Origin of the sequence: Maridesulfovibrio spiralis (SeqCode) (assembly GCF_048571135.1) — a bacterium.
GTDB classification, from domain to species: domain Bacteria; phylum Desulfobacterota; class Desulfovibrionia; order Desulfovibrionales; family Desulfovibrionaceae; genus Maridesulfovibrio; species Maridesulfovibrio spiralis.
The window spans coordinates 2,069,848-2,094,455 of the sequence record NZ_CP182344.1; the positions used below are offsets into that span (position 1 = coordinate 2,069,848).

The 24,608-nt window shown below is 49.9% G+C and carries 20 protein-coding genes; 8 read left to right on the forward strand and 12 right to left on the reverse strand.

The genetic code is table 11. The features are described 5' to 3' along the window. Nucleotides 1-142: 142 nt before the first annotated feature. Both ACNI29_RS09275 and ACNI29_RS09280 read left to right on the forward strand, forming a co-directional pair. Complete coding sequence (locus tag ACNI29_RS09275) at nt 143-2,455, forward strand: methyl-accepting chemotaxis protein (RefSeq protein ID WP_419781926.1); 2,313 nt, start codon at nt 143-145, stop codon at nt 2,453-2,455. Nucleotides 2,456-2,585: 130 nt separating this feature from the next. Further along, nucleotides 2,586-3,467, forward strand: a complete 882-nt coding sequence (locus ACNI29_RS09280; protein WP_419781927.1) for a DMT family transporter — start codon at nt 2,586-2,588, stop codon at nt 3,465-3,467. Nucleotides 3,468-3,555: 88 nt separating this feature from the next. Here the strand turns inward: ACNI29_RS09280 and nhaB are convergent, their stop codons facing one another. The 7 genes from nhaB to ACNI29_RS09315 form a co-directional block, all read right to left on the reverse strand. Continuing rightward, entirely contained in the window at nt 3,556-5,046 is a 1,491-nt protein-coding gene (nhaB, locus tag ACNI29_RS09285; RefSeq protein ID WP_419781928.1) for a sodium/proton antiporter NhaB, read from the reverse strand. Between the two features lie 120 nt (nt 5,047-5,166). Beyond that, nucleotides 5,167-6,606: a transferase gene (locus ACNI29_RS09290; RefSeq protein ID WP_419781929.1), complete on the reverse strand. Its 1,440-nt coding sequence runs from the start codon at nt 6,604-6,606 to the stop codon at nt 5,167-5,169. Nucleotides 6,607-6,748: 142 nt separating this feature from the next. Then, the gene (locus tag ACNI29_RS09295) at nt 6,749-8,230 is read right to left on the reverse strand and encodes an SLC13 family permease (protein WP_419781930.1); all 1,482 of its coding nucleotides are present in this window, start codon (nt 8,228-8,230) and stop codon (nt 6,749-6,751) included. A gap of 27 nt (nt 8,231-8,257) precedes the next feature. Continuing rightward, nucleotides 8,258-8,803 carry a CBS domain-containing protein gene (locus ACNI29_RS09300; protein ID WP_419781931.1) on the reverse strand — a complete coding sequence of 182 codons (546 nt, stop codon included), beginning with the start codon at nt 8,801-8,803 and terminating at the stop codon, nt 8,258-8,260. A gap of 41 nt (nt 8,804-8,844) precedes the next feature. Continuing rightward, nucleotides 8,845-9,207, reverse strand: a complete 363-nt coding sequence (locus tag ACNI29_RS09305) for a response regulator (RefSeq protein ID WP_419781932.1) — start codon at nt 9,205-9,207, stop codon at nt 8,845-8,847. Nucleotides 9,208-9,465: 258 nt separating this feature from the next. After that, complete coding sequence (locus ACNI29_RS09310; RefSeq protein ID WP_419781933.1) at nt 9,466-9,801, reverse strand: NifB/NifX family molybdenum-iron cluster-binding protein; 336 nt, start codon at nt 9,799-9,801, stop codon at nt 9,466-9,468. A 3-nt stretch (nt 9,802-9,804) separates the two neighbouring features. Beyond that, nucleotides 9,805-11,169, reverse strand: a complete 1,365-nt coding sequence (locus ACNI29_RS09315; RefSeq protein WP_419782099.1) for a sigma-54 interaction domain-containing protein — start codon at nt 11,167-11,169, stop codon at nt 9,805-9,807. Nucleotides 11,170-11,483: 314 nt separating this feature from the next. Here ACNI29_RS09315 and ACNI29_RS09320 point away from each other — a divergent pair, with 314 nt between their 5' ends. Further along, nucleotides 11,484-12,467 (forward strand): glycosyltransferase family protein, encoded by a 984-nt coding sequence (locus ACNI29_RS09320; protein ID WP_419781934.1) that lies wholly within the window; start codon nt 11,484-11,486, stop codon nt 12,465-12,467. 194 nt (nt 12,468-12,661) lie between these two features. Further along, on the forward strand, nt 12,662-13,486 hold the full coding sequence (locus ACNI29_RS09325; protein ID WP_419781935.1) for a TatD family hydrolase: 825 nt from the start codon (nt 12,662-12,664) through the stop codon (nt 13,484-13,486). Nucleotides 13,487-13,541: 55 nt separating this feature from the next. Here the strand turns inward: ACNI29_RS09325 and ACNI29_RS09330 are convergent, their stop codons facing one another. From ACNI29_RS09330 to ACNI29_RS09350, 5 genes are all read right to left on the reverse strand, one after another. Beyond that, nucleotides 13,542-14,549 carry a sensor domain-containing diguanylate cyclase gene (locus tag ACNI29_RS09330; RefSeq protein WP_419781936.1) on the reverse strand — a complete coding sequence of 336 codons (1,008 nt, stop codon included), beginning with the start codon at nt 14,547-14,549 and terminating at the stop codon, nt 13,542-13,544. A 159-nt stretch (nt 14,550-14,708) separates the two neighbouring features. Then, the gene (cutC, locus tag ACNI29_RS09335; RefSeq protein ID WP_419781937.1) at nt 14,709-17,099 is read right to left on the reverse strand and encodes a choline trimethylamine-lyase; all 2,391 of its coding nucleotides are present in this window, start codon (nt 17,097-17,099) and stop codon (nt 14,709-14,711) included. 290 nt (nt 17,100-17,389) lie between these two features. Continuing rightward, nucleotides 17,390-18,805, reverse strand: a complete 1,416-nt coding sequence (gene gltA / locus ACNI29_RS09340; protein WP_419781938.1) for an NADPH-dependent glutamate synthase — start codon at nt 18,803-18,805, stop codon at nt 17,390-17,392. After that, on the reverse strand, nt 18,795-19,640 hold the full coding sequence (locus ACNI29_RS09345) for a sulfide/dihydroorotate dehydrogenase-like FAD/NAD-binding protein (RefSeq protein ID WP_419781939.1): 846 nt from the start codon (nt 19,638-19,640) through the stop codon (nt 18,795-18,797). Before ACNI29_RS09345 ends, gltA begins: the two co-directional genes overlap by 11 nt. 98 nt (nt 19,641-19,738) lie before the next feature. Then, nucleotides 19,739-19,915 carry a hypothetical protein gene (locus ACNI29_RS09350; RefSeq protein WP_419781940.1) on the reverse strand — a complete coding sequence of 59 codons (177 nt, stop codon included), beginning with the start codon at nt 19,913-19,915 and terminating at the stop codon, nt 19,739-19,741. A gap of 131 nt (nt 19,916-20,046) precedes the next feature. Between ACNI29_RS09350 and ACNI29_RS09355 the strand changes: the two genes are divergently transcribed. From ACNI29_RS09355 to ACNI29_RS09370, 4 genes are all read left to right on the forward strand, one after another. After that, a complete protein-coding gene (locus tag ACNI29_RS09355) occupies nt 20,047-20,466 on the forward strand; it encodes a hypothetical protein (RefSeq protein WP_419781941.1) in 420 nt (139 codons plus the stop codon). A gap of 418 nt (nt 20,467-20,884) precedes the next feature. Continuing rightward, nucleotides 20,885-22,690 (forward strand): translation elongation factor 4, encoded by a 1,806-nt coding sequence (lepA, locus tag ACNI29_RS09360; protein WP_419781942.1) that lies wholly within the window; start codon nt 20,885-20,887, stop codon nt 22,688-22,690. Nucleotides 22,691-22,754: 64 nt separating this feature from the next. Then, on the forward strand, nt 22,755-23,357 hold the full coding sequence (lepB, locus tag ACNI29_RS09365; RefSeq protein WP_419781943.1) for a signal peptidase I: 603 nt from the start codon (nt 22,755-22,757) through the stop codon (nt 23,355-23,357). A gap of 144 nt (nt 23,358-23,501) precedes the next feature. Then, complete coding sequence (locus ACNI29_RS09370; RefSeq protein ID WP_419781944.1) at nt 23,502-24,602, forward strand: tetratricopeptide repeat protein; 1,101 nt, start codon at nt 23,502-23,504, stop codon at nt 24,600-24,602. Nucleotides 24,603-24,608: the final 6 nt, after the last annotated feature.

The window sequence follows — 24,608 nt, forward strand, 5'->3', positions numbered from 1 at the left end:
ATGGGAAATTCTGGCGGGTAGGGGGGCTATTATAAATGTTTGATTCTGATCCAAAAATAATATCATTTTGATCTAAAAACTAATTACCTCTTATCTTCATAATAAAGCAGGCGACTGTTAAATAAATCTAAGGGGTTCAGTAATGGGTTTTAAAAGTATAAACACCGGTCTTGGGATTATGATTGCGACAATTGTCATTGTTTCGGTTTCAGCATTTGTAATCGTGGTCAACTCTATGACCAATTCTGCTGTGATGGGGATTCAAGAACAGAACATGGAAGTTCTGAATAATAAGATAGTCGATGAGGTCGAAGGTTTTCTAAAGCAAACCCGTAGTACTTTACAGGCTTTTGCAGGCAACAATAATGTTCAGGACGGATTTGTGGATGGTGCTGCCGCAGAAGAGGCTGAGAAGCAGTTCCAGAATATGCTGAAGAATAATGACAAGATTGATATGCTGGGTGCATTCGATCTTAAAGGAAGCAGCGTGTTCGGTCTTAGAGCCAATGGGCAGAGTACCGCCGGGGCTGACCTGAGTTCGAGGCAATATGTACGTGAAATATTGAATGGCAGCCAGTTTGCTGTTTCAGATGTTCTAAAATCAGTTCTGGACGGCCGGATCATTGTCGTTATGGCTGTTCCGGTTCGAGGTGTGCAGGGACAGTTGCTTGGCGGCATTTTTATGGGCTTGGACTGGCAGCAGTATGCGCAGGAGATGATCGGTGATATTTCCATTGGTGAAGACGGTTATGCATATATTCTTGATAGTTCCGGGCGTATTATAGCACACAAAGTGAGTCAGAATCTTATTCTTAAAGATATTTCAAAATTCCAATTCGTAAAAGACAGCCTCGCTTCTTCCAAGGGTAAAACCGAATATGATTGGGAAGGGCGATCTAAAATTCAGTCTTTTCAGGTTGTCCCTTCTACCGGATGGGTGGTCTGCATGTCTGCTTATGTGTCTGACCTGACCCGTGCTGCTGTTGAAGAGCGTAATGTGCTTATCGGTATGGGGATTGTCATGGTCATCCTCCTTGTCAGCATAATTGTTTTTACTATCCGTAAGCAGGTTACCGGGCCTATGGCTGTTATCCGTGATTTTACCAGTGAGATTGCCCGAGGCAATTTCAAGGCAGAGCTTACCGGTAAATATGTTTGCGAACTCAAGGATCTTTCTGAAAATATTGATTTCATGGTGGCGGAACTTAAGAATAAGCTTGGCTTTTCCGATGGCGTTCTTAAAGGTCTGGTGTTGCCTTGCGCCATAGTTGGTCCCGAAGATAATATGCTCTGGGTTAACAATGAATTTTGTGAATTAATTGAGTCTAAATTTAATCCTGAGCAGGTTAAAGGCCTTACTTCCGGTGAGCTTATTTACGGTGACTCAGGTCGGGAAACGATTTCCTACCGGGCTATCAAAGAACAGCACCAAATCAAGACAGAAATTGATTTTCAGGTACCTTCCGGTCTGACCAAGCAGCTTATGATTTCGAGTACCCCATTTTACGATATGGATGGTGTTTTACTCGGTTCTGTTGCTGTTTGGATTGATATGACTGAAATACGTGAACAGCAGCGCATGATTGAAGAAAATAATATTATGATCTCTGAGGCCGCTGCCAGCGCTACGGAAGTTTCCAATCAGGTTTCCAGTTTTTCCGAGGCTCTTGCTGCGCAGGTCGAGCAGTCCAGCCGTGGTGCAGAGGAGCAGTCGGTCATGGCAAGTGAAGCCGCCACCGCCATGGATGAAATGAACTCAACTGTGTTTGAAGTTGCCCGTAACGCTTCCACCGCCGCTGAGCTGGCTGATGCGTCGCAGCAGAAAGCAGGGGAAGGCGAGCAGAAGGTGGAACAGGCTGTTGAGACCATTGTCCAGATCCGCGAGCAGTCCGACCAGATGCAGAAAGACATGGCTGATCTTGGTCAGCAGGCAGAAGGCATCGGTAATATCATGGGTGTGATCAGCGATATCGCGGACCAGACCAACCTGCTGGCTCTTAACGCAGCCATTGAGGCTGCCCGTGCCGGGGATGCCGGACGGGGGTTTGCTGTTGTTGCTGATGAAGTGCGTAAGCTCGCAGAATCCACCATGAACGCGACCAGCGAAGTCGGTGAATATATCAGCCGGATTCAGGAAAGTGCGAAAACCAATATCGCTAATACCGAGAAATCTACTAAGGCAATCGGGGAAGTGACCGAGCTTGTTAACCAGTCAGGAGACATTCTTACAGAGATTGTGGAAAAGGTTTCTGAAACAGCTGATCAGGTCCGGTCCATCGCCACTGCTTCGGAAGAGCAGTCCGCTGCCAGTGAACAGATCAGTCGCTCCACCGGACAGATTAATACCATCGCCGGGGAAACCGCACAGGCAATGAATGAGTCTGCTGAAGCTGTCAGCCGGATGTCTGAGCTTGCTAAAGAACTTGATGAGATTATCGGGCGTATGCAAGGGTAATTCTGCTTAGAATATTGTGAAAATGGGCTGTCCACGATGGGCAGCCTTTTTTATAGTTACTTTCAAGATTGTTTTTTTTGATCAGCATGTATAGTCTTTGGCCCTAAACAGTGGATTTTAGGAGATTTAAATGCTTAAAGGGCCGCTCTATTCTATAATGTCAGCTTTGGGGCTTGGAACTCTGGCTATTTTTTTCAAGCTTGGTCTCGGGATGGGCCTGGATCCGCTTGAGCTGATCCAGTACCGTTTTACATTTGGGGCATTGGCACTTTTTCTATGGCTTGGCGTAACAAGTCCCGGCCTGTTGAAAGTATCCCCTAGAGTGCTGCTAAAAGCTGTTGTCCTTGGAGTCTGTATCTATCCGGTTCAATCATGGCTTTTCATTATGGCTCTTAAGCATATTCCGGCTTCTACTACTTCTCTCATCTATTATTTCTACCCATTGATGACGACCTTTATTGCGATGACTTTTTTGAATTTGCGTCCTGGTAGATCTGTGTTCGCGGCATTGGGGCTTATTATCTTTGGGAGTGGGCTTGTCTTTTACAATGCTTTTGCCCGGCAGCTTGATACTCAGGGGATTGTTTATGCTTTAGCCTGTATGGTCTGTTTTTCAATTTACCTGACTGTGATACAGATATTTACCCGCAATGATGAAGCTAAGGTTATTGTGCCCTACGTTGTTCTCTGTATGGCTTTGGTGTTCAGTTTTTTGTCTTCACCACTGAAAGTCTTTGCGCTTGATATGCAGGGCTGGTTGATTGCAGTCGGGCTTGGCTTGATACCGACAGCATTGGCAATCAGCCTCCTTTACCGTGCAGTCGACGCTATCGGCAGTGCCAAGGTTGCTATCTTTTCAACCATAGAACCGGTGACCACGGTTTTGTTGGCTTCATTTGTCCTTGGTGAACACATTGCACCTGTTCAAATTGCGGGGATGATTTTTATCCTGTTGGGAATTGTATTGCCGAATCTGCAATTATTGAAAAGAAGGACAGCGGTAAGCAGTTAGCTTTACACTGTATCTGGCTTGTTTAGATGAAAAAGCCCCTGCCGGTTTCCCGGCAGGGGCTTTAATTTTATTATCGTAAGGGCTGTTCCTACAGGAAGTACCAGGTCGCGGCGAGGCCGGTGATAGACATGGTGATGGTGTAGGGGAAAGCCATCTTTACCATCTGACCGTAGGACAGTCTGATGAGCGGAGCGATGGCGGAAGTCAGCAGGAACAGGAATGCAGCCTGGCCGTTAGGAGTTGCAACACTGGGGATGTTGGTACCGGTGTTGATTGCAACTGCGAGCAGGTCGAACTGTTCACGACCGATAACGCCGTTCTGGAATGCTTTCAGGGTTTCAGATACGTATACTGTTGCAACAAATACGTTATCTGAAATCATGGAGAGCACGCCGTTGGCAATGTAGTAGGCAGCGAGCTGAACTTTACCTTCAAGGCCGAGCACATAATGAATGATCGGGGCAAAGAGGTGCTGTTCGTGGATGACGCCTACGATTGCGAAGAACACAACCAGCAAAGCTGTAAAGGGCAGTGCTTCTTCAAAAGCGTGTCCGATCTGGTGTTCTTCAGTGATACCGTTAAGCGCGGTGAGCACGACGATTACGGTCAGACCGATAAGGCCGACTTCTGCAATGTGGAATGCCAGAGCGAGGACGAGGAAGATAGCCGCGCAAGCCTGAGTGAACAGGGCTGCTTTTTTCTTGAGGCTCATTTCTTCGTCGTTTTTGCGGTCCTCCTCTTCAAGGATTTCACGCACGTTCTGGGGCAGCTGGTAGCCGTATCCGAAAATACCGGTAACTTCGAGCATTACGCAGGTAGCGAGACCTACTGCCAGAACAGGCATGGATACGGGAGCAACTCTGAAGAAGAACTCCATGAACTCCCAACCCATGGTTTTACCGATGAGCAGGTTCTGGGGTTCACCAACGATGGTGCATACGCCACCAAGTGCGGTACCGACGGCACCGTGCATCATCAGGTTTCTGAGGAAACCACGGAATTCTGCAAGGTGGTTGACACACTCGCCTTTGAGCAGGGAGTCGTCAGTTAGTGAACATTTACCGGTGGATGCAAAGCGGTGGTAGATTCCGTAGAATCCGTAGGCCACAGCGATGATAACAGCGGTAACTGTAAGTGCATCAAGGAATGCGGAAAGGACTGCACCGGAGAGAGAGAAAAGCAGTGAAATTACTACTTTTGATTTTACGCGGGTAATGATTTTTGTGAAAGCATACTGGAGCATGTCTTTCATAAAATGGATACCGGCAACCATGAACATCAAGAGCAGGATGACAGGAAAGTTCAGCACTGTCTCGTTATAGACTGTTTCCGGGGAAGCCAGTCCCAATGCAATCGCTTCAACTGCAAGCAGTCCGCCTGCGGGAAGTGGGTAGCATTTAAGGGCCATGGCAAGGGTGAAAATAAATTCACCGATCAACACCCAACCGGTAATAAACGGACCGGCAACGGCCAGTAGGATGGGGTTGAGGATCAAAAATCCAATAATAGTCAGTTTGTACCAGTCAGGAGAATTACCAAGAAGGTTTTTCTGCAATGCCTGTGACATTGTTTTGGGCACGGGTTACTCCTTTTGCCTTTTTGTGTGGAACCAAGTTATCTGAGTTTTCCGTGGTTAGCGGAAAATAGTGCGTAATTCCCTCCCGAATAAATATGAAATTATCCGGGAGGGGCATTGTAATTACAGATCGCTGGGGACCAACGGGTCGATTGTCAGTTCCGGATACAGTCCCTGCAATTCTCCTTCAGGATAGGGCTGAAGGATATTGAAGGATATGTCCTGGGTCTGCTGGGAATGGCCCGCGGTTTCTTCGGTACCGTCCCAGAAGGCTCCGTTTGCTTCGAGAATATGTTCGATACGGTGCCTGAATCCATCAACAAATTTGGCTCCGATACCTTCAAAGGTCATGTTGCCGAGGCGGAACTGTCCTTTGAGTGCAGCGAAGTCCGAGAGAGGAATCGAGTGCATTTCGAGATCTTCTTGTTTGCTGATATAGCCCCAAACGAGAGAGTTGTCAGGTATTTTAATTGGCTCTTCAGTATCGATAATAGTATGCGGCATCAATATTGTTCCCGCGCCGACTTCGATTTTTGCATCTTCCTTACCGTTGAGGAAGGAGTTGAAGCCTACGAAGGAACGTTTGCCCATGTGGGTGTAGATGACCTTGCCGCCGTGAGGGGTAACAACTTCACCATCGTATACGGAATTGATGATGTAGCAGTTTTCTTGTGCGTTGGCGCCGGGTCCGAGTGTAGAGTTCTCAATGTAAGACCTCTGGGCCACGAGAACGTTTTTATCGACTTTGCAATCGCCTTTGAGAACCGCATAAGGGCTGACGGATGCGCCTTCAGGTACATCGATCGGCAGCTCCGGTTTAACTGAGGAGTAGATAGGTACAAAGTCCTCTTTGCGGTCATCGAAGAAGTCCATGAGGATTCCCTTGGGTCTACTGTCTTCCATACGGATGTACTTGGAGAGTATCTCTTCAGGGTACTGGTAGTTGAACTCAAAAGCACCATCAGCCTTAACCCAGATGCGACCGGCTTTGATGCGCTTGTGGGAGAGTTCTCCCGCCTGCACGTAGGAGTATGCGCCTACTGCACAGTCATGCATTATGGAAAGGTCAACAGAGGAGAAAGGCTCGAGAAAACAGCCTTCCACAGAAGTTCCGTGAATGTTTGCGTAGTGCAGAGACACGGTGTTTGAAATTTTGAAACATTCAAGGTTTTCAGGGTCGTGGGAGTTGTTGTGGACAAGAGTTTTCATTAGAAAGCTGTCGCGAATCTTAATGACTTCGTCATCACGGAGTTTGATCTTCTGCCCGTTAAGTTCAACAACGCAGCCTTTTCTTTTCAGCTCGTCACCACGGATATCACTCTTGTAGAGAATGGAGTGGTTCACCTTGCACTTGCCGAGGAAGTAGGTTCCTCCGAGGCTGGAGTGACGGAAGTTGAACATGAGCGGGTGGTTGTTGGTCAGGGAATAGAAAGCGTAGTAGAGGGCGAAGCTGTCTTCGGGAATAAGGTTTTTGATGAAGGGACCGACATCCACAAGCGGCTCGCGCAGGTTAACGTTCACTCGGTTGACAATATGGTCAATAAGCCTATTAAGCTGTTTCATAAATCCTTCTCGCTTTTTGGTTGAGCACCGGAAGTCGTAGGCGGAAACCGGCAACAGGGTTTGTACAAGTAGGACGGTTCCGGCGCGCCCTGCCGGAACCGTCCTGCCCTATGTTTAATAGTCCCTTATAACCCTATCTTCACTAACCCGGCAAGGTCTTCAATACCTCTACGGGCATGCCCATGAGGGGCCAGATAAACTTGACGAAGATACCGGTTACGACCATCAGCAGAATACTTGCGGGGACACCGTACATAAAGAATTCCCCGGTGGTGAACTGCTTGGAATCGTAGGCGATTGCGTTGGGAGCCGCGCCAACCAGAAGGAGGAAAGGCATACCCGCAACAACCAGAGCTGCGAAGAGGATTACTTCCGGGGCCACGCCGAGGTAGGGCGCGATAACCAGTGCCACCGGGAGCGAGATCGCGATAGCCGCGACGTTCATAATAAAGTTGGTCATCATCATTACAAAGAAAGCGATAGACATGATGAATACGAATCCGCTTGCTTCCTGGAAGAGGACCAGCCAGTTTACAGCCATCCATTTTGCTGCACCGGTATCCCAGAGGCAGAAACCGATGGACATAGCACCTGCGAACAGCAGGATGATGTTCCAGGGGATATCTTCAAGGTCATTGATGTCCAAAATCTTGAAAACAAAGAACGAGATGGACGACAGCAGAATGATCGAAGTTTTATCGATGGCCTTCAGCTCAGGGATGAATGACCTGAGACTCATGACCAGGATAACACCGCCGACAAGGATGGCAGCCATCTTTTCATCACGGGAGAGCGGACCCATCTGGGAATTGAGTTCCCTTGCTTTTTCGCGAAGACCGGGGATTACGTCCTTTTCAGGCTTCAGGAAGATCATGAAGAAGCCCCAAAGCAGGAATACCATGGCCCAGCCGATGGGAGCCATATAGTAGGTCAGTTCGAAAAAGGTAACGTCCTTGCCCAGAATCTGGTTGTAGAAACCGATTGCAACAGCACCACGAGCAGCACCGAGCAGGGTTACGATAGAACCGGCACCTGCCACGTAAGCCATACCGATGAACAGGCCCTTACCGAATTTAGTAGGCTTGTCGCCTTCTCCGTAGAGGGAGTAGATAGCCAGCAGCAGCGGGTAAACGGTCGCTGCAACAGCGGTGTGAGCCATGATATGGGTCAGCAGGGCGGTTACAACGAATACACCAAGGTAAATGCGGCTGGTCTTCTCTCCGACAACCATGAGCATCTTGTATGCAAGACGTTTGGTCAGCCCGGTTTTGGTGAAGACGAGACCGATCATGATGGATGCAAAGATAAACAGAACCGAGGGGTCCATGAAGTCTTTGAAGGCCACTTTGGGCGGTCTGATGAAAAACATGGCCTGAAGGACACCGATAGCCAGTGAGGTTACGCCGATGGGCACAACTTCAAAAACCCACCATGTACCTGCCAGCAGAAATACACCGATAGCGCCTTTAGCTTCTTTGGTCAGAACGAAGTGTTCTCCGCCGGGGTCGATTGCATCCGGCCATGCCGGGCAGTAATAGACGATGGCAAAAAGGGCGATGCCCAGCAGCATGAAGAACAGCCTCTTGAAATCAAATCCGGGCTTGTTTGCAACTTCAGCAGTCATTTTTTAAGCTCCTTGCAATTAGGCTGTTTATATCTCGCAAGCGAGAATTGCGGCTCTTACTTTTTCGAATACATCGCCGAGGCGCAGTACCCCGGTGATTTCTCCGTTCTTCTGGACAAGCAGCGGCTGGTGCACACCGAGCATAAAGGCGTGCAGGGCTTTGTCTATGCTGTCTTCTTCGTCCAACAGTTCGGTGTTCTTAGGCTCGTGCATGATCTCGCCGGCAGTGGCATTTGCGTTTTTGCGGCAGAGCTCACTGAGCGGTTCGGACCAGAGGTTGAAATCTCGGTATACTTTCTGGACGAAATCCATGTTAAGCGCATTAGGATGCTTCTGGTCGTCCATTTTGAAGTAAGAAGGTTCCATGTGTTTGAAAATGTCGAGCATGGTTATCTTGCCGATGACCTTGCCGTTTTCATCTTCCACCAACAGATCGCGGTGGGGATGAGGCAGATTCTTGTCTTCACTCTGCTTCACCAGACACTGCATGGCTGTAACCAGTGTAGCCTCTTTGGTGACCCGGTTGTATTCTTCAACCGGAATCATGAGTTCTTTAATTCTGATACTGTTCACGTTTTCCCCCTGTGTAGGTTGTCCGAATGGAGTATCCCTGCTTAGTTTGCCGTGGCGCAGAATCTGCGCAGTGTTTTTACCAAAGCGGCGATATCCACTGGGACTGAAATTTCAGCACTTGCCCCCAGATTCATGGCTTCAATGGAAAGCGGAATCTTATTGTGCCGGTTTATTAGAACAACTTTCAAATCAGGAACGGTTGTTGAAACATCCTCCATGAATTTCAAAGAGCTGCGCCCGAAGCCGGACAGACCTAAAACAATGCCGTCCAGTTCATTCTCGCGGATGAATTCTTCAGCCTCGTCAAGGTTTTCGGACTCCGTAATATTGAGGCCTTCACTTCTGAGTCGCAGCACCAGATGTTCACGGAATTCCGAGTCCTTTTCAACAATCATTATTTTCATGTTTTAAACGTTGTCTTTGCCGCTGGCCGGGAATTCGGCCTTTGCAGCACCCGCCAGATAACAGCACCCTGTGTGCCAGATAAAATAATTCCATTTATAACAGAGTTTTAACTTTGCAGGAAGGTTTTTTGTTTCTTTTTGTTGAAACAATATGAATCATTGTGAAAAGTTTCTCAAGAAACAATTTGAAACAAAAAGAAACAAAAGTAAGTTGGAGGCTTGAATGCTGATTGATTTTCAGGGTGTTATGAGGGAGGTTTATGTGAGGTAAAAATTGTCTCCGGAATTCAGTTTTCCGGCTTTATAGGTTTGCATCACTTCGACGATGGGCCCGATGACGTCGTCGAATACTTCGATACCTTTCCATTTCAGGTACTGATAATGTTCGTCATCAATGCCGCCGCAAACGACAGCATCGGTATGGTCGGAGGTTGCAAGGGCGCAGAGGTCGTCGGCTGAAGCCTGCGGGAGTACTATGATGCGTTCGCTGATCTCGCCGTCGGAGCGTAATTTTGCCAGAAGCACGTCCGTTGCAAGGTCGAAACGGGGGGCAACCTCATCGTTGTGCAGGGGGACCATGATCTTGTGGGACATATGTTATCCGCTGATGGAGTGTTTTTTTATTTTGCGCCAGAAGGTGGAGCGGGACCAGCCGAGTATCTTTGCGGCTTCGCCTTTACGCCCGCCGCATTTAACCAAAGTATCCATGATCATCTGTTTTTCAGCATCATCCCAGCTCTGGGCAGAGGAGTATTCAACTGGAACTCTGCGTTCATGTGCCGTGTGGGTGGATTCGGTCACTGGCCGCAGGATATCCTGTTCGGTGAGATAGGCTGGCAGATGATTGGAGCCGATAATGTCCCGGTCACAGAAGTTGACCGCGTATTCCACTATATTGCTCAGTTCACGCACATTTCCGGGGTAACGGTAAGCTGACAGAATTTTTGCAGATTTCTTAGTGAAGCCTTTAATCTTCTTGTTGAACTTGTTGCAATATTCCATGAGGAAGTGATTTTTGAGCAACAGGATATCGTCGCCGCGTTCACGCAGGGGCGGCAGGTGTAGGTGGACTACGTTTAGTCTGAACAGCAGGTCGGCGCGGAAGGTCTTTTCCTCAACCATTCGTTTTAAATCGCGGTGGGTAGCAACGATAACCCTTACATCGGCATTGAATCCCCGAGAACTACCCAGCGGGTGAACAACCTTGTCATCCAGAAAAGAAAGCAGTTTGACCTGCAGGGGGAGCGGCAGGTCGCCGATCTCGGTCAAGAAGAACGAGCCGTTATGGGCAAGTTTGATGCGACCCGGCCTGTCTTCATTGGCCCCTGTGAATGCTCCTTTTACATGACCGAATAGTTCGGATTCGAGCAGGGTTTCCGGCAGTGCGCCGCAGTTTACTTTTATGAACGGTGCTCCGGCGCGGTCGGATGCATTGTGAATCGCCTCGGCCAGAACGTCCTTACCTGTCCCGGTTTCCCCGGTTATCAGGACTGAAGAATCCGTGGCAGCGATAGAGGGAACCATGCTGAAAATCTTGACCATTTCCGGGCTGGTTCCGATTAACCCGCCCAGGGAGTATGCTTTGCTGGCAGAACTGCTAAGTTCGGCTACCTGCCGGATGTCCTGAATGGTTTCCACATAACCGGAAATTACGTTGTCGCTGTTTACAATGGGGGAGATGTTCAGCCGGATGGGGACCTTGGTCCTGGTGCGGTCGATGATATCCGCGTCAACGGAAACAGTCTGGAAGTCTGCTTTGTCTGCCATGACCGGGCAGCCCTTGAAACAATAGTCACAACGAAGGCCGAGGTAGCATTTCAAACCATACAGGGCGACCGGGTCGGCTCCGGTGATAGTCTGCCATGCCCGGTTGGCAAGCGTGATGCGGCCTTCAATATCCAGCACGGCAATGCCTATGGGGACTTTGTTAAAAAGGTCCTGAAGACGAAACTGCTGGCCCATCAGGCCGTTGACTATGTATGGGGATTCGTTTGTCACATGGCTTTGATAACATGAATGAATTAGATGCGCTATTGTGCTTTTTGGCTTCCGGCAGGTCTGCCGGGGGCCTTAAATCATTTTGGGAAAAGGGTTTGTTCCACTGTCGTTATCCCTAAGACTCGAGCAGGAAGCTCTCGCCTAAGGGCTAATGCAAGATTCCCAAAACTTTTTATCGAGGCTTCGCCGCTTTGTTTGCGCGGGATCAGGCTGGTTTGTGATGGTGCTTTTCAATCAGGTCAATCAGTTGTATGTTCCGGCAAAAGGGAACTATAATTATGAAAACATATATATTCATACCTCCGGTGCGCAAAGCTACCGGGGGGATTACGGTCTTTTGCCAGATCGCTTCCATTCTCGCCCGGCACGGGTGGGACGTGCAGCTTGTCATGCGTGAAAAAGGCAGCTGGATGCCGCAGCTGACCGAAGGTTATCCCGAGCCTATTCATTGGGACGAGGTGCAGCTGACCCCGGATGATCTCTGGCTGGTTCCTGAAGGATGGGTGAACAGCCTTGCGCCGGGACTCAACGCCGGGGCGCGTTGTGTGGTCTACTGCCAGAACTGGGCTTATCTTTTTTCATCCCTGCCGGAAGGAGTTTTATGGGCTGATCTTCCGGTATCCTTTCTTGCTGTTTCCCATCCTGTTGAATGGTTCATGCAGCAGACCGTGAACAAGGTTTCGCCAATTCTGCGACCGGGTATTGATACTGAGTTGTTCTATCCTCCTGAGAAAAAGCCCGGCGGAAAAATTAAAATTGCCTTCATGCCGCGTAAGAACAAAGCGTTGGTCAATCAGATTAAATCTATCTTTGAATCACGCAATCCCGGCGCGGATGTGCGTTGGGTGGAGATTGCCGGGATGGATGCGCAGGGTGTGGCCGATACTTTGCGGTCCTGTCATATTTTCCTTGTCTCAGGTTTCCCGGAAGGCTGTCCGCTGCCGCCGCTTGAGTCCCTTGCCTGCGGCTGTATTCCGGTCGGTTTCAGCGGTTTCGGCGGCTGGGATTACATGCGCCAGATGGAAGGCGCGAATTTTAAACCGTGGTGGCCGCTGCGGGAAGTACCGTGGTCGGGCAACGGTTTCTGGTCTGCCGATGCGGACGTGCTCGACGCCGCCTTCAATCTTGAAAAAGCCATCAAGCTCTGGCGCGAGGGCGGTCCCGTCCTTGACAGCGGACTCGAAGCAGGGCAACAGACCATCCGTGCATATACTATGAAAGAACAGGAAAAGACTGTTCTGGAAATCTGGAAAAGTTTTTAAGTTATTCGAATCATATTTAGGGCATCGCCCGTAGCTAATTTCCAAATCCCCCTATTAAAAGGTTTTGGGATTCTTAAACCCTTTTGCAAAAGGGTTTGAGGCCCCCGGCAGGGACCGTCGGTAGACTCCCCGGAGGGTCGCCGGAGGCGAAATCCTTCCATCAAATAGCGCGCAGCGCATCAAATAAAAATAAAATGGCTAAGAAAAAAAATAAAAACAGAGCATTGCCCCAGAGTGTGGGCATCAATGTTCCGGGCGTGGAAACCCATGCCCATCTGGATCTGGAAGATTTCCGTGAAGACCTGCCGGAAATCATGCAGCGCGCCAAGGAAAGCGGCGTGGGCAGGATCGGCAACGTCTTTTTGGGCCCGCAGGCCTATCAGGAAAACAAGGGACTTTTTGCGGATTACCCGGAAGTTTTTTTTCTGCTCGGCGTGCACCCCAATGATTCCGGAGAATTCGTAGAAGAAGATATCGAATCCATGCGCGCGGCCTTCAAGGCTGATCCGCGTTTGAAAGCTGTGGGTGAAATCGGTCTGGATTTTTATTGGGACCGCGTGCCTTACGACGTGCAGGAAGATGTTTTCCGTAAACAGCTTGCGTTGGCTGAAGAGCTGGATCTGCCTGTGGTTATCCACAGCCGCGATGCGCATGAGCGGACTCTTGAGGTGCTTGAAGATTTCGGCTGGTCCGGTAAGCCGCTGCTCTGGCATTGCTTCGGTGGCGACGCTGAGACTGCCCGGCGCATCATTGACCACGGCTGGTATATTTCCATTCCCGGCCCGGTTACTTATAAAAAGAATGAAGTTGCGCAGGAGGCGGTGAAGTCTATTCCGCTGGAACGTCTGGTTCTGGAAACTGACTGCCCGTTTCTGACCCCGGAGCCGTGGCGCGGTAAACGCAATGAACCTGCGTTCGTGGTTTTCACTGCCGCCAAGGTTGCGGAGCTGAGAGGGCTGGAAGTGAATGAACTTTGGAAAGCCTGTTCAGATAACGCGTATAAATTTTTCGGCCTTTAAAAATATCAGATTGATGAGGGGAAGGGGCCATCCTTCTCCTTATTCAAAATAAATTTTAGTCTAATTTGCAGATAATCCGGTTGCGGCCGGAATCCTTGGCGCAATATAGCCGCCTGTCTGCAATTTTCAGCAACTCTTCTGCGCTTGGTTTTTCGCATTCATCAATTGATGCTATGCCGCAACTGACAGTTATTTTTATTATTCCTTCAGGGGCATGGATTTCCTTTGTTTCACATGCGTTCCTGATCCTTTCGGCGACTATTTCCGCTTCTTCTTTTTCTGATCCCGGCATAAGAATCACGAATTCCTCCCCGCCATAACGGCAGGGCAGATCGACACCCTGACGGCTGCTGTCATTCAGGATGCGCCCGACTGTCCGCAGAACCACATCCCCGGTGGCGTGTCCGTAATTGTCGTTGACGGATTTGAAATGGTCGATGTCAATCATGATAGCCGAAAGTGGACCCCCGCGCCGTATGAAACGTTGAACTTCCTCACGCAAGCGGATGAACAGGTAGCGGCGCATGTAAAGCCCGGTCAGGCTGTCTTCAATTGTCTGGCGAAAAAGTTTTGAATTTTCTATTGAGATTGCCGCCACTGTGGAGATTATGCCCAGCTGGAAAAGTTCGGAAATGTCCCACTGCTGTTCTTTGGGGCGGTAGAGAGTGACGAATCCCCGGACGCGATCCCGTGAGCCGACAAGTGGTACGCAGAGGCAGGTCTTCTCCGAGTTACAGCATTCAGAAGGCAAGGGATAGATTGAGTCGTCGCAGACCGGACGTATTACCGGTTTTAAGGATTTTGCTGCCTCCACCATGGCTTTGGTCAATGGAATCTGTTCATCAATAATGAACCTGCGTTGCTGGAGGGAAGCGGCAATACCATTTAGCTGGTCGTAATCGTCATACATGACCAGAGTAGCGTCCTGACAATTTCCAAGGTCGCAGAATGCCTCAAGAACACGGTCCGTAAGAACATCCGGGTCAACCTCCATGGCCAGTAAACGGGTAGCAAAGTTTACGGTCAGCAGGGTGGCGTCAAAGTCAAATTTATCAATAGACATTACTTATCGCGGGGTTGGTGTTGGCTGTAGGGGGGCAATATACATGGGCTTGGCATAAAAATATAGTACAAGATTTTCGCACTAGTTGATGGCTGCAAGAAAGCCCCCGTTGCAATGCAACGGGGGCTTTAATTTTGCTTGAACAGAGGAGGTTTAATACTAATCAAGCATGGTTCTGCTGATGATTTCATCCTGAACTTCTTTGCAGAGTTCTACAAAAAAAGCGCAGTACCCGGCCACGCGAACAATAAGGCCACGGTAATCATCGGGGTTTTGCTGGGCTTTGAGCAGTGTTTTGTTATCAACATAGTTGAATTGCATCTGACCGTTGCCGAGCACGGAGGCAGTGCGCAGCAGGGCGATCAGCCCGTTTTCACCTTCCGGTGTATCAAGAGAGCCCTGCATGAGCTTGAAATTGTGGGCCATTCCAAGACTCATGGATTCCGTATTCAGTTTGCCTACGGATTTTATCACGGCGGTGGGGCCTTTGGTATCGGCTCCCTGTGAAGGACTCATGCCGTCGGAGAGGGGCATTCCGCACATGCGTCCGTCAGGGGTGGCTCCGATCATCTCACCCAGCGGGGTGTTGAATGACTGGGAGAGTGTGCCGTGAATCATACGGGCATATAGGGATTTATGACCGTTGATGGTCTTTTCGGTGTAGTCGATGATGTCCGAGGTGACGAGATCGGCGTAATCATCATCGTTGCCGAATTTGGGTGCGTTGAGACAGTCGTTGCGCATTCCTTCAAACCCTGACCAGTCGGCATCAAGTGCCTGTTTGAACTGGTTCAGGGTGTACTTTTTGTCATCAAAAACGAGTTTTTTGATGGCTGACATGGAGTCGGAATAGGTGGCAAGACCCGCAAAGATGGTTCCCGGACCTTCATAAAGGCAGGCTCCACCGGCAGTGACGTCTTTACCGGACTGCATGCAACCGTCAACAAAGAGCGACATGTAGGGTGTTGGGGTCATGTTACGGACCAGTTTCTGGTTGATGAGCGAACCCTGCGCGGTGATTTCCATGATGTAATCGAGCTGCTTTTTAACCGCAGCGTCGAATTCTTCATAGGTGGTGAACTGATCAAGATCTCCGGTATCGAGACCCTGAATGCTTTCACCATAGGATTTGAGAATGCCGCGGTTGAAGACGAATTCGATGGCGATGGGCCACTGGGTGAATCCCCCGGCGGTCCACTGGTGGATGCGGCCTGATTTCTGCGGTTCTACGCAACCCATGAGGCAGTAATCGCGGGCATCTTCAAAATCAAAGCCCTTGCGGAGCATCATCTTGATGTGGGCATCGTCAAAGTGGCAGGTGGGCATGCCGTTGCCGGATTTAACAACTTCAACAATCTTTTGCAGATATTCGCGCGGGGACTGGTTGTGGATACGGCAGGCCAGTGACGGCTGGTAAACACCGACTTTAGCCACGGCATCCATAATCAGGTAGGTCAGATCGTTGGTTCCGTCGCCGCCTTCGCGCTTAAGGCCACCCACTGCCATGTTGATGAAGGGCATGTACCCTGCAAAATATTTGGCGGTAGCTTCCGGGGTGTACCAGATCATTTCGGAGCACTTGAGGATGAAGCAGCCCATCAATTCAAATGCCTGCTGCCGGTCTATTTCCCCGGATTTGATGCTGGCTTCGTAGCAGGGCAGCACGTACTGGTCGAAACGGCCCAGCGAGGTGCTGCACTGGTTTTCTTCCAGCAGGAACAGGGACTGGATGGTCCAGACTGACTGCAAGGCTTCCTGAAAGGTCCTGGGGGGATTGGCCGGAACGCGTTCGTTCACTTCTGCTATCTTTTCCAGTTCGGCCTTGCGCTCGGCGTTGCCTTCTTCGGCAGCCAGCTCTTTTGCGTAAGCCGCTACGCGTGAAGCATAGAGCAGGATGCCTTCACAGGTAATGATGGCGGCTTTGTAGAAATTAATTTTTTCCTGATCTGCATCAGCTTTTCCCAGCTCTTCAAGGTGCGCTTCGGCTTCAGCTTTAATGCCGCCGATGCCTTTTTTGAAGAGGATGATGTCATAACCGGGGCTGGTGTCTCCGCCGCCGCTGGAAATGTGGTAGGTCAGGTCGCTGACGCAGGATTCTGCTGCGAATTCCCAGATACCGGCTTTGCGGAACTCTGCTTCACAGGCTTCGGCAAGGGATTTGCCTTCCCAGAAAGGAAAGATCTCGTCACGAAGGGTCTGCTTATCTTCATCGCTGATCTGGTAAGGGTCCTGAGGTCGGGTGCCGATGGATTCCAGTTCGTCGCTGATCAGTTTCCAGTCAGTGTCGGGTGAGAAAGAACCGGTACGGGGCTTTCCGCAGGGATGACCGACAACGAGCTCTCCTTCCTCAATGTACATGGGCGCGATTTCGCAGGCGCGCTTGAAACCCATGGCCCGGCGGATGTTGCGGGGCAGGTCGGGATTGTCTTTTGCTACTTCTGTAAAAGCCTTGGCACGTACAATTGAAATGCTCGGCTTAACCTTAAGGTATTCTTCCTTAAGTGTATTGATCCTGTCGGTAATAAAATTTTCAGTGTAATCAGTTTTCATATGGAACCCCCGTTTCAGCGAAAACAGTTTTTGAAATCCATTCCTATTGTTTTCGTTTATAAGAAAATAAAAACAGGGCAAACCCCCTCCAGTTTAGGGGAAGGTTGATTTTTTTGCACAAAAAAAAGCCGAAGCAGCTGAAAACTGCTTCGGCTTTATAATTTTCAGGTACTTCCAGTTGCTTTGGTTTTTGACTCAACAACTAAAAGGTTTTGGGATTCTTAAACCCTTTTGCAAAAGGGTTTAAGCCCCCGGAGGGTTCCCCGAAAGGGCCGCCGGAGGCGATAAAACTAAACTCCCAGTTTATCCGCGATGGTCTTAGCCGCGCGGCGACCTGCGCCCATGGCTGAGATTACTGTTGCGGAACCGCCGGCGATATCACCGCCTGCGTATACATTAGGAATGGAAGTCTCTCCGGTTTCGGCATCGGTTACGATGTAGCCCCACTTATTGAGGTCGAGGCCCGGTGTGGCTTCGAGAAGTACCGGGTTGGCCCCGGTTCCGACTGCGAGGATAACCATATCCACTTCCAGTTCTTTGGTTTCTCCTTCCACTGCGATGGGGCGGCGTCGGCCGGAATCATCAGGTTCGCCGAGTTCCATTACCTGCAGGGTCATGGACTTGATGCGGGAATTTTCGTCACCGTTGATCGCAAGGGGAGAGGTGAGCAGCTCAAGCTGAACGCCTTCCTCGATGGCATGGTGTAGTTCTTCGAGGCGGGCGGGCATTTCTTCCTGTGTCCGACGATAGGTGATGTAAACATTTTCTGCACCCAGACGCAGGGCGGTTCGGGCAGCGTCCATGGCCACGTTACCACCGCCGATAACCGCCACGTTACGGGCTTTGGGGGCGGGGGTGTCGTAGTTGGGGAAATCGTAGGCCCGGCCGAGGTTGATGCGGGTCAGATATTCGTTAGCTGAAAATACTCCGACGAGGTTTTCTCCCGGGATATTCATGAACCAGGGCAGTCCGGCTCCGACACCGATGAATACGGCATCATAGCCGTCTTCGAAAAGGTCATCCACGGTAACAGTCTTACCGCCGACATAGTTGGGCTGGAAGGTGACGCCCTTGGACCAGAGCGCACCCACTTCACGGGCGACGATGGATTTGGGCAGGCGGAATTCAGGAATACCGTAGACGAGTACGCCGCCTACTTCGTGCAGGGCTTCGTAAACGGTTACGGGTACGCCGCGTGCGGCAAGGTATCCGGCAACAGTCAGGCTGGAAGGCCCGGAGCCGATACAGGCAACCTTGAACTGGTCGTTGGGCAGGGCACAGGCAGTGTGACCGGTGATCATTTCACAGGCGGAATCACTGTCGAATGTGTCTGCTACGAAACGCTCAAGACGGCCGATTGCAACAGGTTCGTATTTCTTGCCAAGGATACAGGAACCTTCACACTGGGATTCCTGCGGACAGACGCGGCCGCAGACAGCAGGCAGGGCGTTGGTTTCCTTGATGACCCGGTATGCGGACGGAATGTCACCGTCGGCAAGGTGTTTGATGAAACTTTTAATGTCGATTTCAACAGGGCAGCCTTTCTGGCAGAGCGGCTTTTTACATTGCAGGCAGCGGGCCGCTTCAGCCATGGCTTCTTCTTTGGAGTAGCCGAGGGCTACTTCGCTGAAGTTTTTGTTGCGGACATCGGCCGGCTGTTCCGGCATGGGGGTACGGGTGGGGGTAAAGTTCTGTTTATTCACCATGGCAACTACAGCTCCTGAACATTTGCATTGAAAGGTCTTCCTCTTCCTTATACTGGGAGAGGCGCATTCTCAGTTCATTGAAATCAACTTCGTGGCCGTCGAATTCGGGGCCGTCAACACAGGCGAACTTGGTCTCGCCGCCAACGCTGCAACGGCAGGCTCCGCACATGCCGACTCCGTCAACCATGATGGAGTTCAGGCTGACTGTGGTTTTGACGCCGAAGGGTTCGGTGACTTTGGCCACCGCTTCCATCATGGGGACGGGACCGATGGCTACGACTTCGGCTACGTCCTTATCCTGCTCAAGGCGTTCACGCAGGAGGTCGGTTACAAATCCTTTGTGTCCGGTGGAACCGTCATCGGTTGCGATGAGCAGTTCGGGGCAGAAATAGCCCAGTTCGGTACAGAAAAGGAGCATGTCTTTGCTGCGCGCGCCTACAATGGCGACAACATGGTTCCCTGCCATGTGGTGGCCTTTGGCGATATGGTGCATGGCGGCGATACCAGTTCCGCCGCCAACACAGATGACTGTACCGGATTTTTCAATGTGAGTGGGTTTACCCAGAGGACCGCAGACATCAAGTATGGAGTCCCCTTCATTTAATGTTTCAAGCAGAGCGGAACTTTTACCTACTACGAGGTAGACGATGGTTATTGTACCCGCTTCCTTGTCAGTGTCAGCAATGGTTAGGGGGATGCGTTCCCCTTTTTCATGGATGCGTAGAATTACGAAATTCCCCGGTTTAGCCTTTTTGGCAATTTGAGGACAGTCGATGACCAGCATGGATGTCTGGCCGGGGATAAGTGCTTTTTTTGTCAGAATTTTGTTGCTCATAATCTCCTACACTGCTTAAGTTTCAGGGGAAGTTAAGTTTTTCCCTTCGATATTGCAAGGATCAGACTGATTATAAGGCTCCGGCTTTTCCCTTTATGTTAAAAAATTGAATTTTTGCCTCCCTCACTTGCTTTTTCAATCTTTAAAATTTTTCTATTGTGTTTGCCGGGTAAAGCCTCGTCAGCTTGATTGCATCGCTCGCCCTCTTGCCAAATCAGCTTAGACGTATTATTCTTAATACATCTTAACGGATGTTTATTTTCATCAGCTTCCACGGATGGAAGCCGGAAATACCGCGTATCCTTCAGGGATGATTGCGAATACTTCGCAGATACGGCGGATTGCCCTATGCAGGCAATCGGCCTTTTTTTGTGTACGCGGAAATGGTTTCCTGATGGAGTGAGTAGTGAGAATAGCAGCGCAAGGCATCAACCAATATGTTGATAATGCGAAGAGGTGGTCCGGTGAGACTGCTGCTGAAGTAGAAAAGGTGAAGGCACGCGTGACCACGCGTAAATTCGGCTTCAGTATCGGCAAGCTCGGTGTAAACTTCACTGCAAAGGACCTCGAATTTGAACCGGACGAAGCCGGAAAGGCTTCGCGCGAATTCCGATCAAAAACCTACCCCCGAACACAGAGCGAAGAGCAGCACGTGCAAAACGTGTATGAACAGCTCTCTCTTACCCAAACGGCTCTTTCCGAGGATTCCGCCAATTTCAATCCCGGGAGCACCGGTTACATGCGGAACAGGGCACTCAATGCCTATTCCCGACAGTCCGGCGCTCTTGAATATACGCTTCCGGGCAGCGCTCTCGGCAAAGTCTGATTCCAGTAGTATCCGTATTTTACAGTCCAAAACAGCTTTTTCAGCCGCAAGGTGCAACCCCTTTTCCCTGTAACCCTTAAGGATTGTATGTACCTGACTGTAAATGAAAGTGCAGTAGCAGTATTAATTTTAAAAAGACCTGATTTTTTCTTTAATATAAATTGATGGGTCAATCAATCGCTTTTGCAACAAAATTGCAACATTTCTTTTGTTGAAAAAATAAATCCTGAGTTAACATAGGTATCCGGGAAGCATTAGCCAGTTTAAACTTGCCGGGAGCGAAATTACATATTAGACAGCGGCTCACAAATACCGTAATAAGAAATCCCTTTACCCCTGTTCCGAATAGCGGGGGAGGAAGACCTAACAAAGTTAACCATAAGCCGACGGTCCATGGAGGCCGCCGACATTATTACATATGGCTAAATTAGATAAAATAAGAAATTTCAGTATCATCGCGCATATTGACCACGGCAAATCCACCCTTGCGGACCGCATCCTTGAAATCACCGGAATGGTTTCCGAACGTGAGAAAAAGGACCAGTACCTTGATAAAATGGAACTGGAACAGGAACGCGGTATCACCATTAAAGCTCAGACCGTACGTATTCCGTACAAAGCCAAGGATGGGGAAGAATACATCCTCAACCTGATTGACACCCCCGGTCACGTTGACTTCAGTTATGAAGTTTCACGTAGTCTGGCCGCGTCCGAAGGTGCGCTGCTGGTTGTTGACTCCACTCAGGGGGTGGAAGCTCAGACCCTTGCAAACGTATTTCTGGCACTGGACCACGACCTTGAAATCGTGCCCGTGCTCAATAAAGTGGACCTGCCCAGCTCCGATTGTGAACGTGTTGCGCAGGAAATCGAGGAAGTTATCGGGTTGGACTGTTCCGAGCCGCTCATGATCAGTGCCAAGACCGGGCTGAACGTGGAAGACGTGCTGGAATCCATAGTCAAAGATCTGCCCCCTCCGCAGGGTGATCCTGACGCACCGCTCAAAGCCCTGATTTTCGATTCATGGTATGATTCCTATCAGGGTGTAGTGGTTCTGTTCAGGATTCTGGATGGTACTCTCAAGAAGGGTGACAAAATCCAGATCCACTCCACTGGGCGTACTTTCGATGTTACCACTCTCGGTGTTTACACGCCTGAACCGCAGAAGACTCAAGAGCTGGCTGCCGGTGAGGTCGGGTTCCTGTGCGCAAGCATGAAGGAACTCAACGACGCGCCTGTGGGCGATACCGTAACACTCGCCGCTGATCCGGTTGAAGATCCTTTCCCCGGTTTTCAGGAAGTCAAGCCCATGGTTTTCTGTGGACTTTACCCTGTGGAACCTGCCGAGTACGAGCCTCTTAAGGCCGCGCTGGAAAAATTGCAGCTCAACGACACCGCGTTCTCCTTTGAACCGGAAACATCCACAGCCCTCGGCTTCGGTTTCCGCTGCGGTTTCCTCGGTCTGCTGCATATGGAAATTATTCAGGAACGTCTGGAGCGTGAGTTTCAGGCCAAGCTCATCGCCACTGCGCCTTCCGTTGTCTATCAGGCTAGGTTGAACAACGGCGATGTCCTTGAAATTGATAACCCCAGCAAGATGCCCGACGGCGGTGACCTCGAATCACTGGCTGAACCCTTCTGCCGTCTTGAAATTCACGTGCCTAACGATTATGTTGGTGCCGTGCTCAAGCTCTGCGAAGAAAAACGCGGTCTCCAGAAGGATATGCGTTACCTGACATCTTCAAGGGTTATCATTACTTACGAAGTTCCTTTCGCGGAAATTATGTACGACTTCTTTGATAAACTGAAGTCACACACCAAGGGATATGCATCTCTTGACTACGAAATTATTGATTACCGTGAATCGAATCTGGTAAAGCTCGATATCCTGATCAACACTGATCCGGTTGATGCCTTTTCAGCCATTGTCCATAAGGATTCCGCATATCCTTTCGGACGCTCACTTGCCCTTAAGCTGAAAAGAGCCATCCCACGCCAGATGTTTGAAATCGTCATTCAGGCTGCGATCGGTCGCAAGATCATCGCCAAGGAACGAGTGGCCCCGTTCAGGAAAAACGTTACCGCCAAATGTTATGGCGGGGATATTACCCGTAAGCGCAAACTTCTGGAAAAACAGAAGGAAGGTAAAAAGCGCATGAAGAAGATGGGTAATGTTGAAATTCCGCAGGAAGCGTTCATGGCAGTTCTTAAAGCCGGTGAAGATTAGGGACGCTCTGAGGTAAAACGACTCGCCCTGCGCAATGTGCAGGAAACTATAAGGATATTTAATTATGAATCCCAGATGGCAGAGCACTGTAAAGGAATACATTGAAGCTCTCTTTATCGCACTCTTACTGGCTCTCTTTATCCGAACCTTTATCGTGCAGGCCTTCAAGATTCCGTCCGGTTCTATGCTGCAGACTCTCCAGATCGGAGACCATCTGCTGGTAAGCAAATTTTCCTACGGCGTGAAGATTCCCTTTACCGGGAAGGTCGTTGTGCCGGTGGGTGACCCCGAGTATCAGGACATCATAGTCTTTAAATACCCCGGAGACCCCAGCAAGGATTATATTAAAAGGGTTATTGGCGTACCCGGTGATACTGTGGAGATCAAAAACAAAAAGGTCTTCGTTAACGGCAAGGAGCTTGTTGAGCCTTACGTTCAGTACACCGATACCACCCACGTTTCAACGCTGCGCGATAACATGCCGCCCCGGGTAATCCCCGAAAACGAGTATTTCGTTATGGGCGACAACCGCGATGGATCCAACGATTCCAGATTCTGGGGCAATGTTCCCAGAGAGAACATCTTAGGAAAGGCGTGGATTATCTATTGGTCTTGGGGCGGTCCCAAGACAGTTCGCTGGGAACGTATAGGAGACATCCTGCACTAATCGCCAGCAAGTTGAAATCTGGATACATGAAAGCCCCGGTACGTTTGTACCGGGGCTTTAGTTTTTTGCAGATGTTATTGACGCTCTCTTTTTGTCTGGTATTGTCTATAGTAATACTAATTCCCAATTGCAGGAGAGTTCACGATGAAAATTTCTCTTGGTAAAAATATTTTTCCGATGATCTGGCTTGCTGTTTTTGGATTGTTATTGGCCGTTCAAGAAGCTTCAGCTGCTGATAATTCAGGCAAATGGTGGGAGGCTATCACCCCGGAAGGAAAGCTGGGAATCATTGCTGTTGCGGTGGCGGGTATCGCGGTTTTGATTGCTTTTTTTACCGTACTCAAGCCCAAGATGCCCGGAATGGGCGGCAAGGATTTCACTTTGGAAAAATATGAAGAAGACCTGCGTGATAAAATTGCGGGGCTGAAAGTGGACCTGCAGGTGCTCAGTGATACGGATCTGCCTGAGAACCGCAAATTATCTGCTGCTCTCAAAGAAGCTGAACAGCGGCTGCTATTTATTGAATCCGGTTATGCTGACTCCATGCGCGCCATATCCGGTCTTGCCGAGCAGTTGGAGATTCTTCGTGGCTGGGTTTCCGAAACCGAAATTGAATCCGCTGAGTCTTTGCTTGCCACCGGGGACAGCAGCGAAGCGCGTTCTATCTGGGAAAGGATTGCCAAAGAGTCCGGTGTAAAGCGTGAAGCCTATGCCCGGCGCGAGGCTGATGCTTACTACCATCTGGGATTATTGGCTAAAAATGACCTTAATTATGCTCAGGCAATGGATGCGCTGGTTAAGGGCATTGAGACCGGAAAAGCGGGGGTAGTGCATATTTATGAGGCCGGCAACCTGGCTCTGATCAGTGGAGATTTCTGGCAGGCGGAAGCCCTGTTCAAGCAGGGGCTGGGCATGGCCTGTGATTCCGACGAATGTACACGTAATGTGATCAGCAAATGCCAGACCGGGCTGGGCGATGTTTTGATGCATAACAATAAGTTCAAGGAAGCCCTGCCGCTTTATAAATCAGCTCTTTCTTCCGCTGTGGCGATCTACGGTGAGGAGTCTGTTCCTGTCGCTGATGCCTGTTTGAGGCTTGCCAGCTGCCGTGAAAAGCATGGGGATTATGGTCAGGCTGCGGAACTCTGTAGCAGGGCACTTGGAATATATTCGAAGTTGTTGCCGGAAAACCACCCCAAGACAGTAGGTTCCCGAAATATATGTGCCGGGAAAGGTAAGAGCTAAAAAAGA

Excerpts from the sequence above, each read along its gene's own strand:
- ACNI29_RS09330 (WP_419781936.1), bottom strand. The coding sequence starts at position 14,549 with ATGTCTATTGATAAATTTGACTTTGACGCCACCCTGCTGACCGTAAAC.
- ACNI29_RS09275 (WP_419781926.1), top strand. The coding sequence starts at position 143 with ATGGGTTTTAAAAGTATAAACACCGGTCTTGGGATTATGATTGCGACA.
- ACNI29_RS09325 (WP_419781935.1), top strand. The coding sequence starts at position 12,662 with ATGGCTAAGAAAAAAAATAAAAACAGAGCATTGCCCCAGAGTGTGGGC.
- cutC (WP_419781937.1), bottom strand. The coding sequence starts at position 17,099 with ATGAAAACTGATTACACTGAAAATTTTATTACCGACAGGATCAATACA.
- ACNI29_RS09370 (WP_419781944.1), top strand. The coding sequence starts at position 23,502 with ATGAAAATTTCTCTTGGTAAAAATATTTTTCCGATGATCTGGCTTGCT.
- ACNI29_RS09315 (WP_419782099.1), bottom strand. The coding sequence starts at position 11,169 with ATGGGCCAGCAGTTTCGTCTTCAGGACCTTTTTAACAAAGTCCCCATA.
- ACNI29_RS09305 (WP_419781932.1), bottom strand. The coding sequence starts at position 9,207 with ATGAAAATAATGATTGTTGAAAAGGACTCGGAATTCCGTGAACATCTG.
- ACNI29_RS09310 (WP_419781933.1), bottom strand. The coding sequence starts at position 9,801 with ATGTCCCACAAGATCATGGTCCCCCTGCACAACGATGAGGTTGCCCCC.
- ACNI29_RS09320 (WP_419781934.1), top strand. The coding sequence starts at position 11,484 with ATGAAAACATATATATTCATACCTCCGGTGCGCAAAGCTACCGGGGGG.
- ACNI29_RS09345 (WP_419781939.1), bottom strand. The coding sequence starts at position 19,640 with ATGAGCAACAAAATTCTGACAAAAAAAGCACTTATCCCCGGCCAGACA.
- lepB (WP_419781943.1), top strand. The coding sequence starts at position 22,755 with ATGAATCCCAGATGGCAGAGCACTGTAAAGGAATACATTGAAGCTCTC.
- ACNI29_RS09280 (WP_419781927.1), top strand. The coding sequence starts at position 2,586 with ATGCTTAAAGGGCCGCTCTATTCTATAATGTCAGCTTTGGGGCTTGGA.
- lepA (WP_419781942.1), top strand. The coding sequence starts at position 20,885 with ATGGCTAAATTAGATAAAATAAGAAATTTCAGTATCATCGCGCATATT.
- ACNI29_RS09290 (WP_419781929.1), bottom strand. The coding sequence starts at position 6,606 with ATGAAACAGCTTAATAGGCTTATTGACCATATTGTCAACCGAGTGAAC.
- gltA (WP_419781938.1), bottom strand. The coding sequence starts at position 18,805 with ATGGTGAATAAACAGAACTTTACCCCCACCCGTACCCCCATGCCGGAA.
- ACNI29_RS09295 (WP_419781930.1), bottom strand. The coding sequence starts at position 8,230 with ATGACTGCTGAAGTTGCAAACAAGCCCGGATTTGATTTCAAGAGGCTG.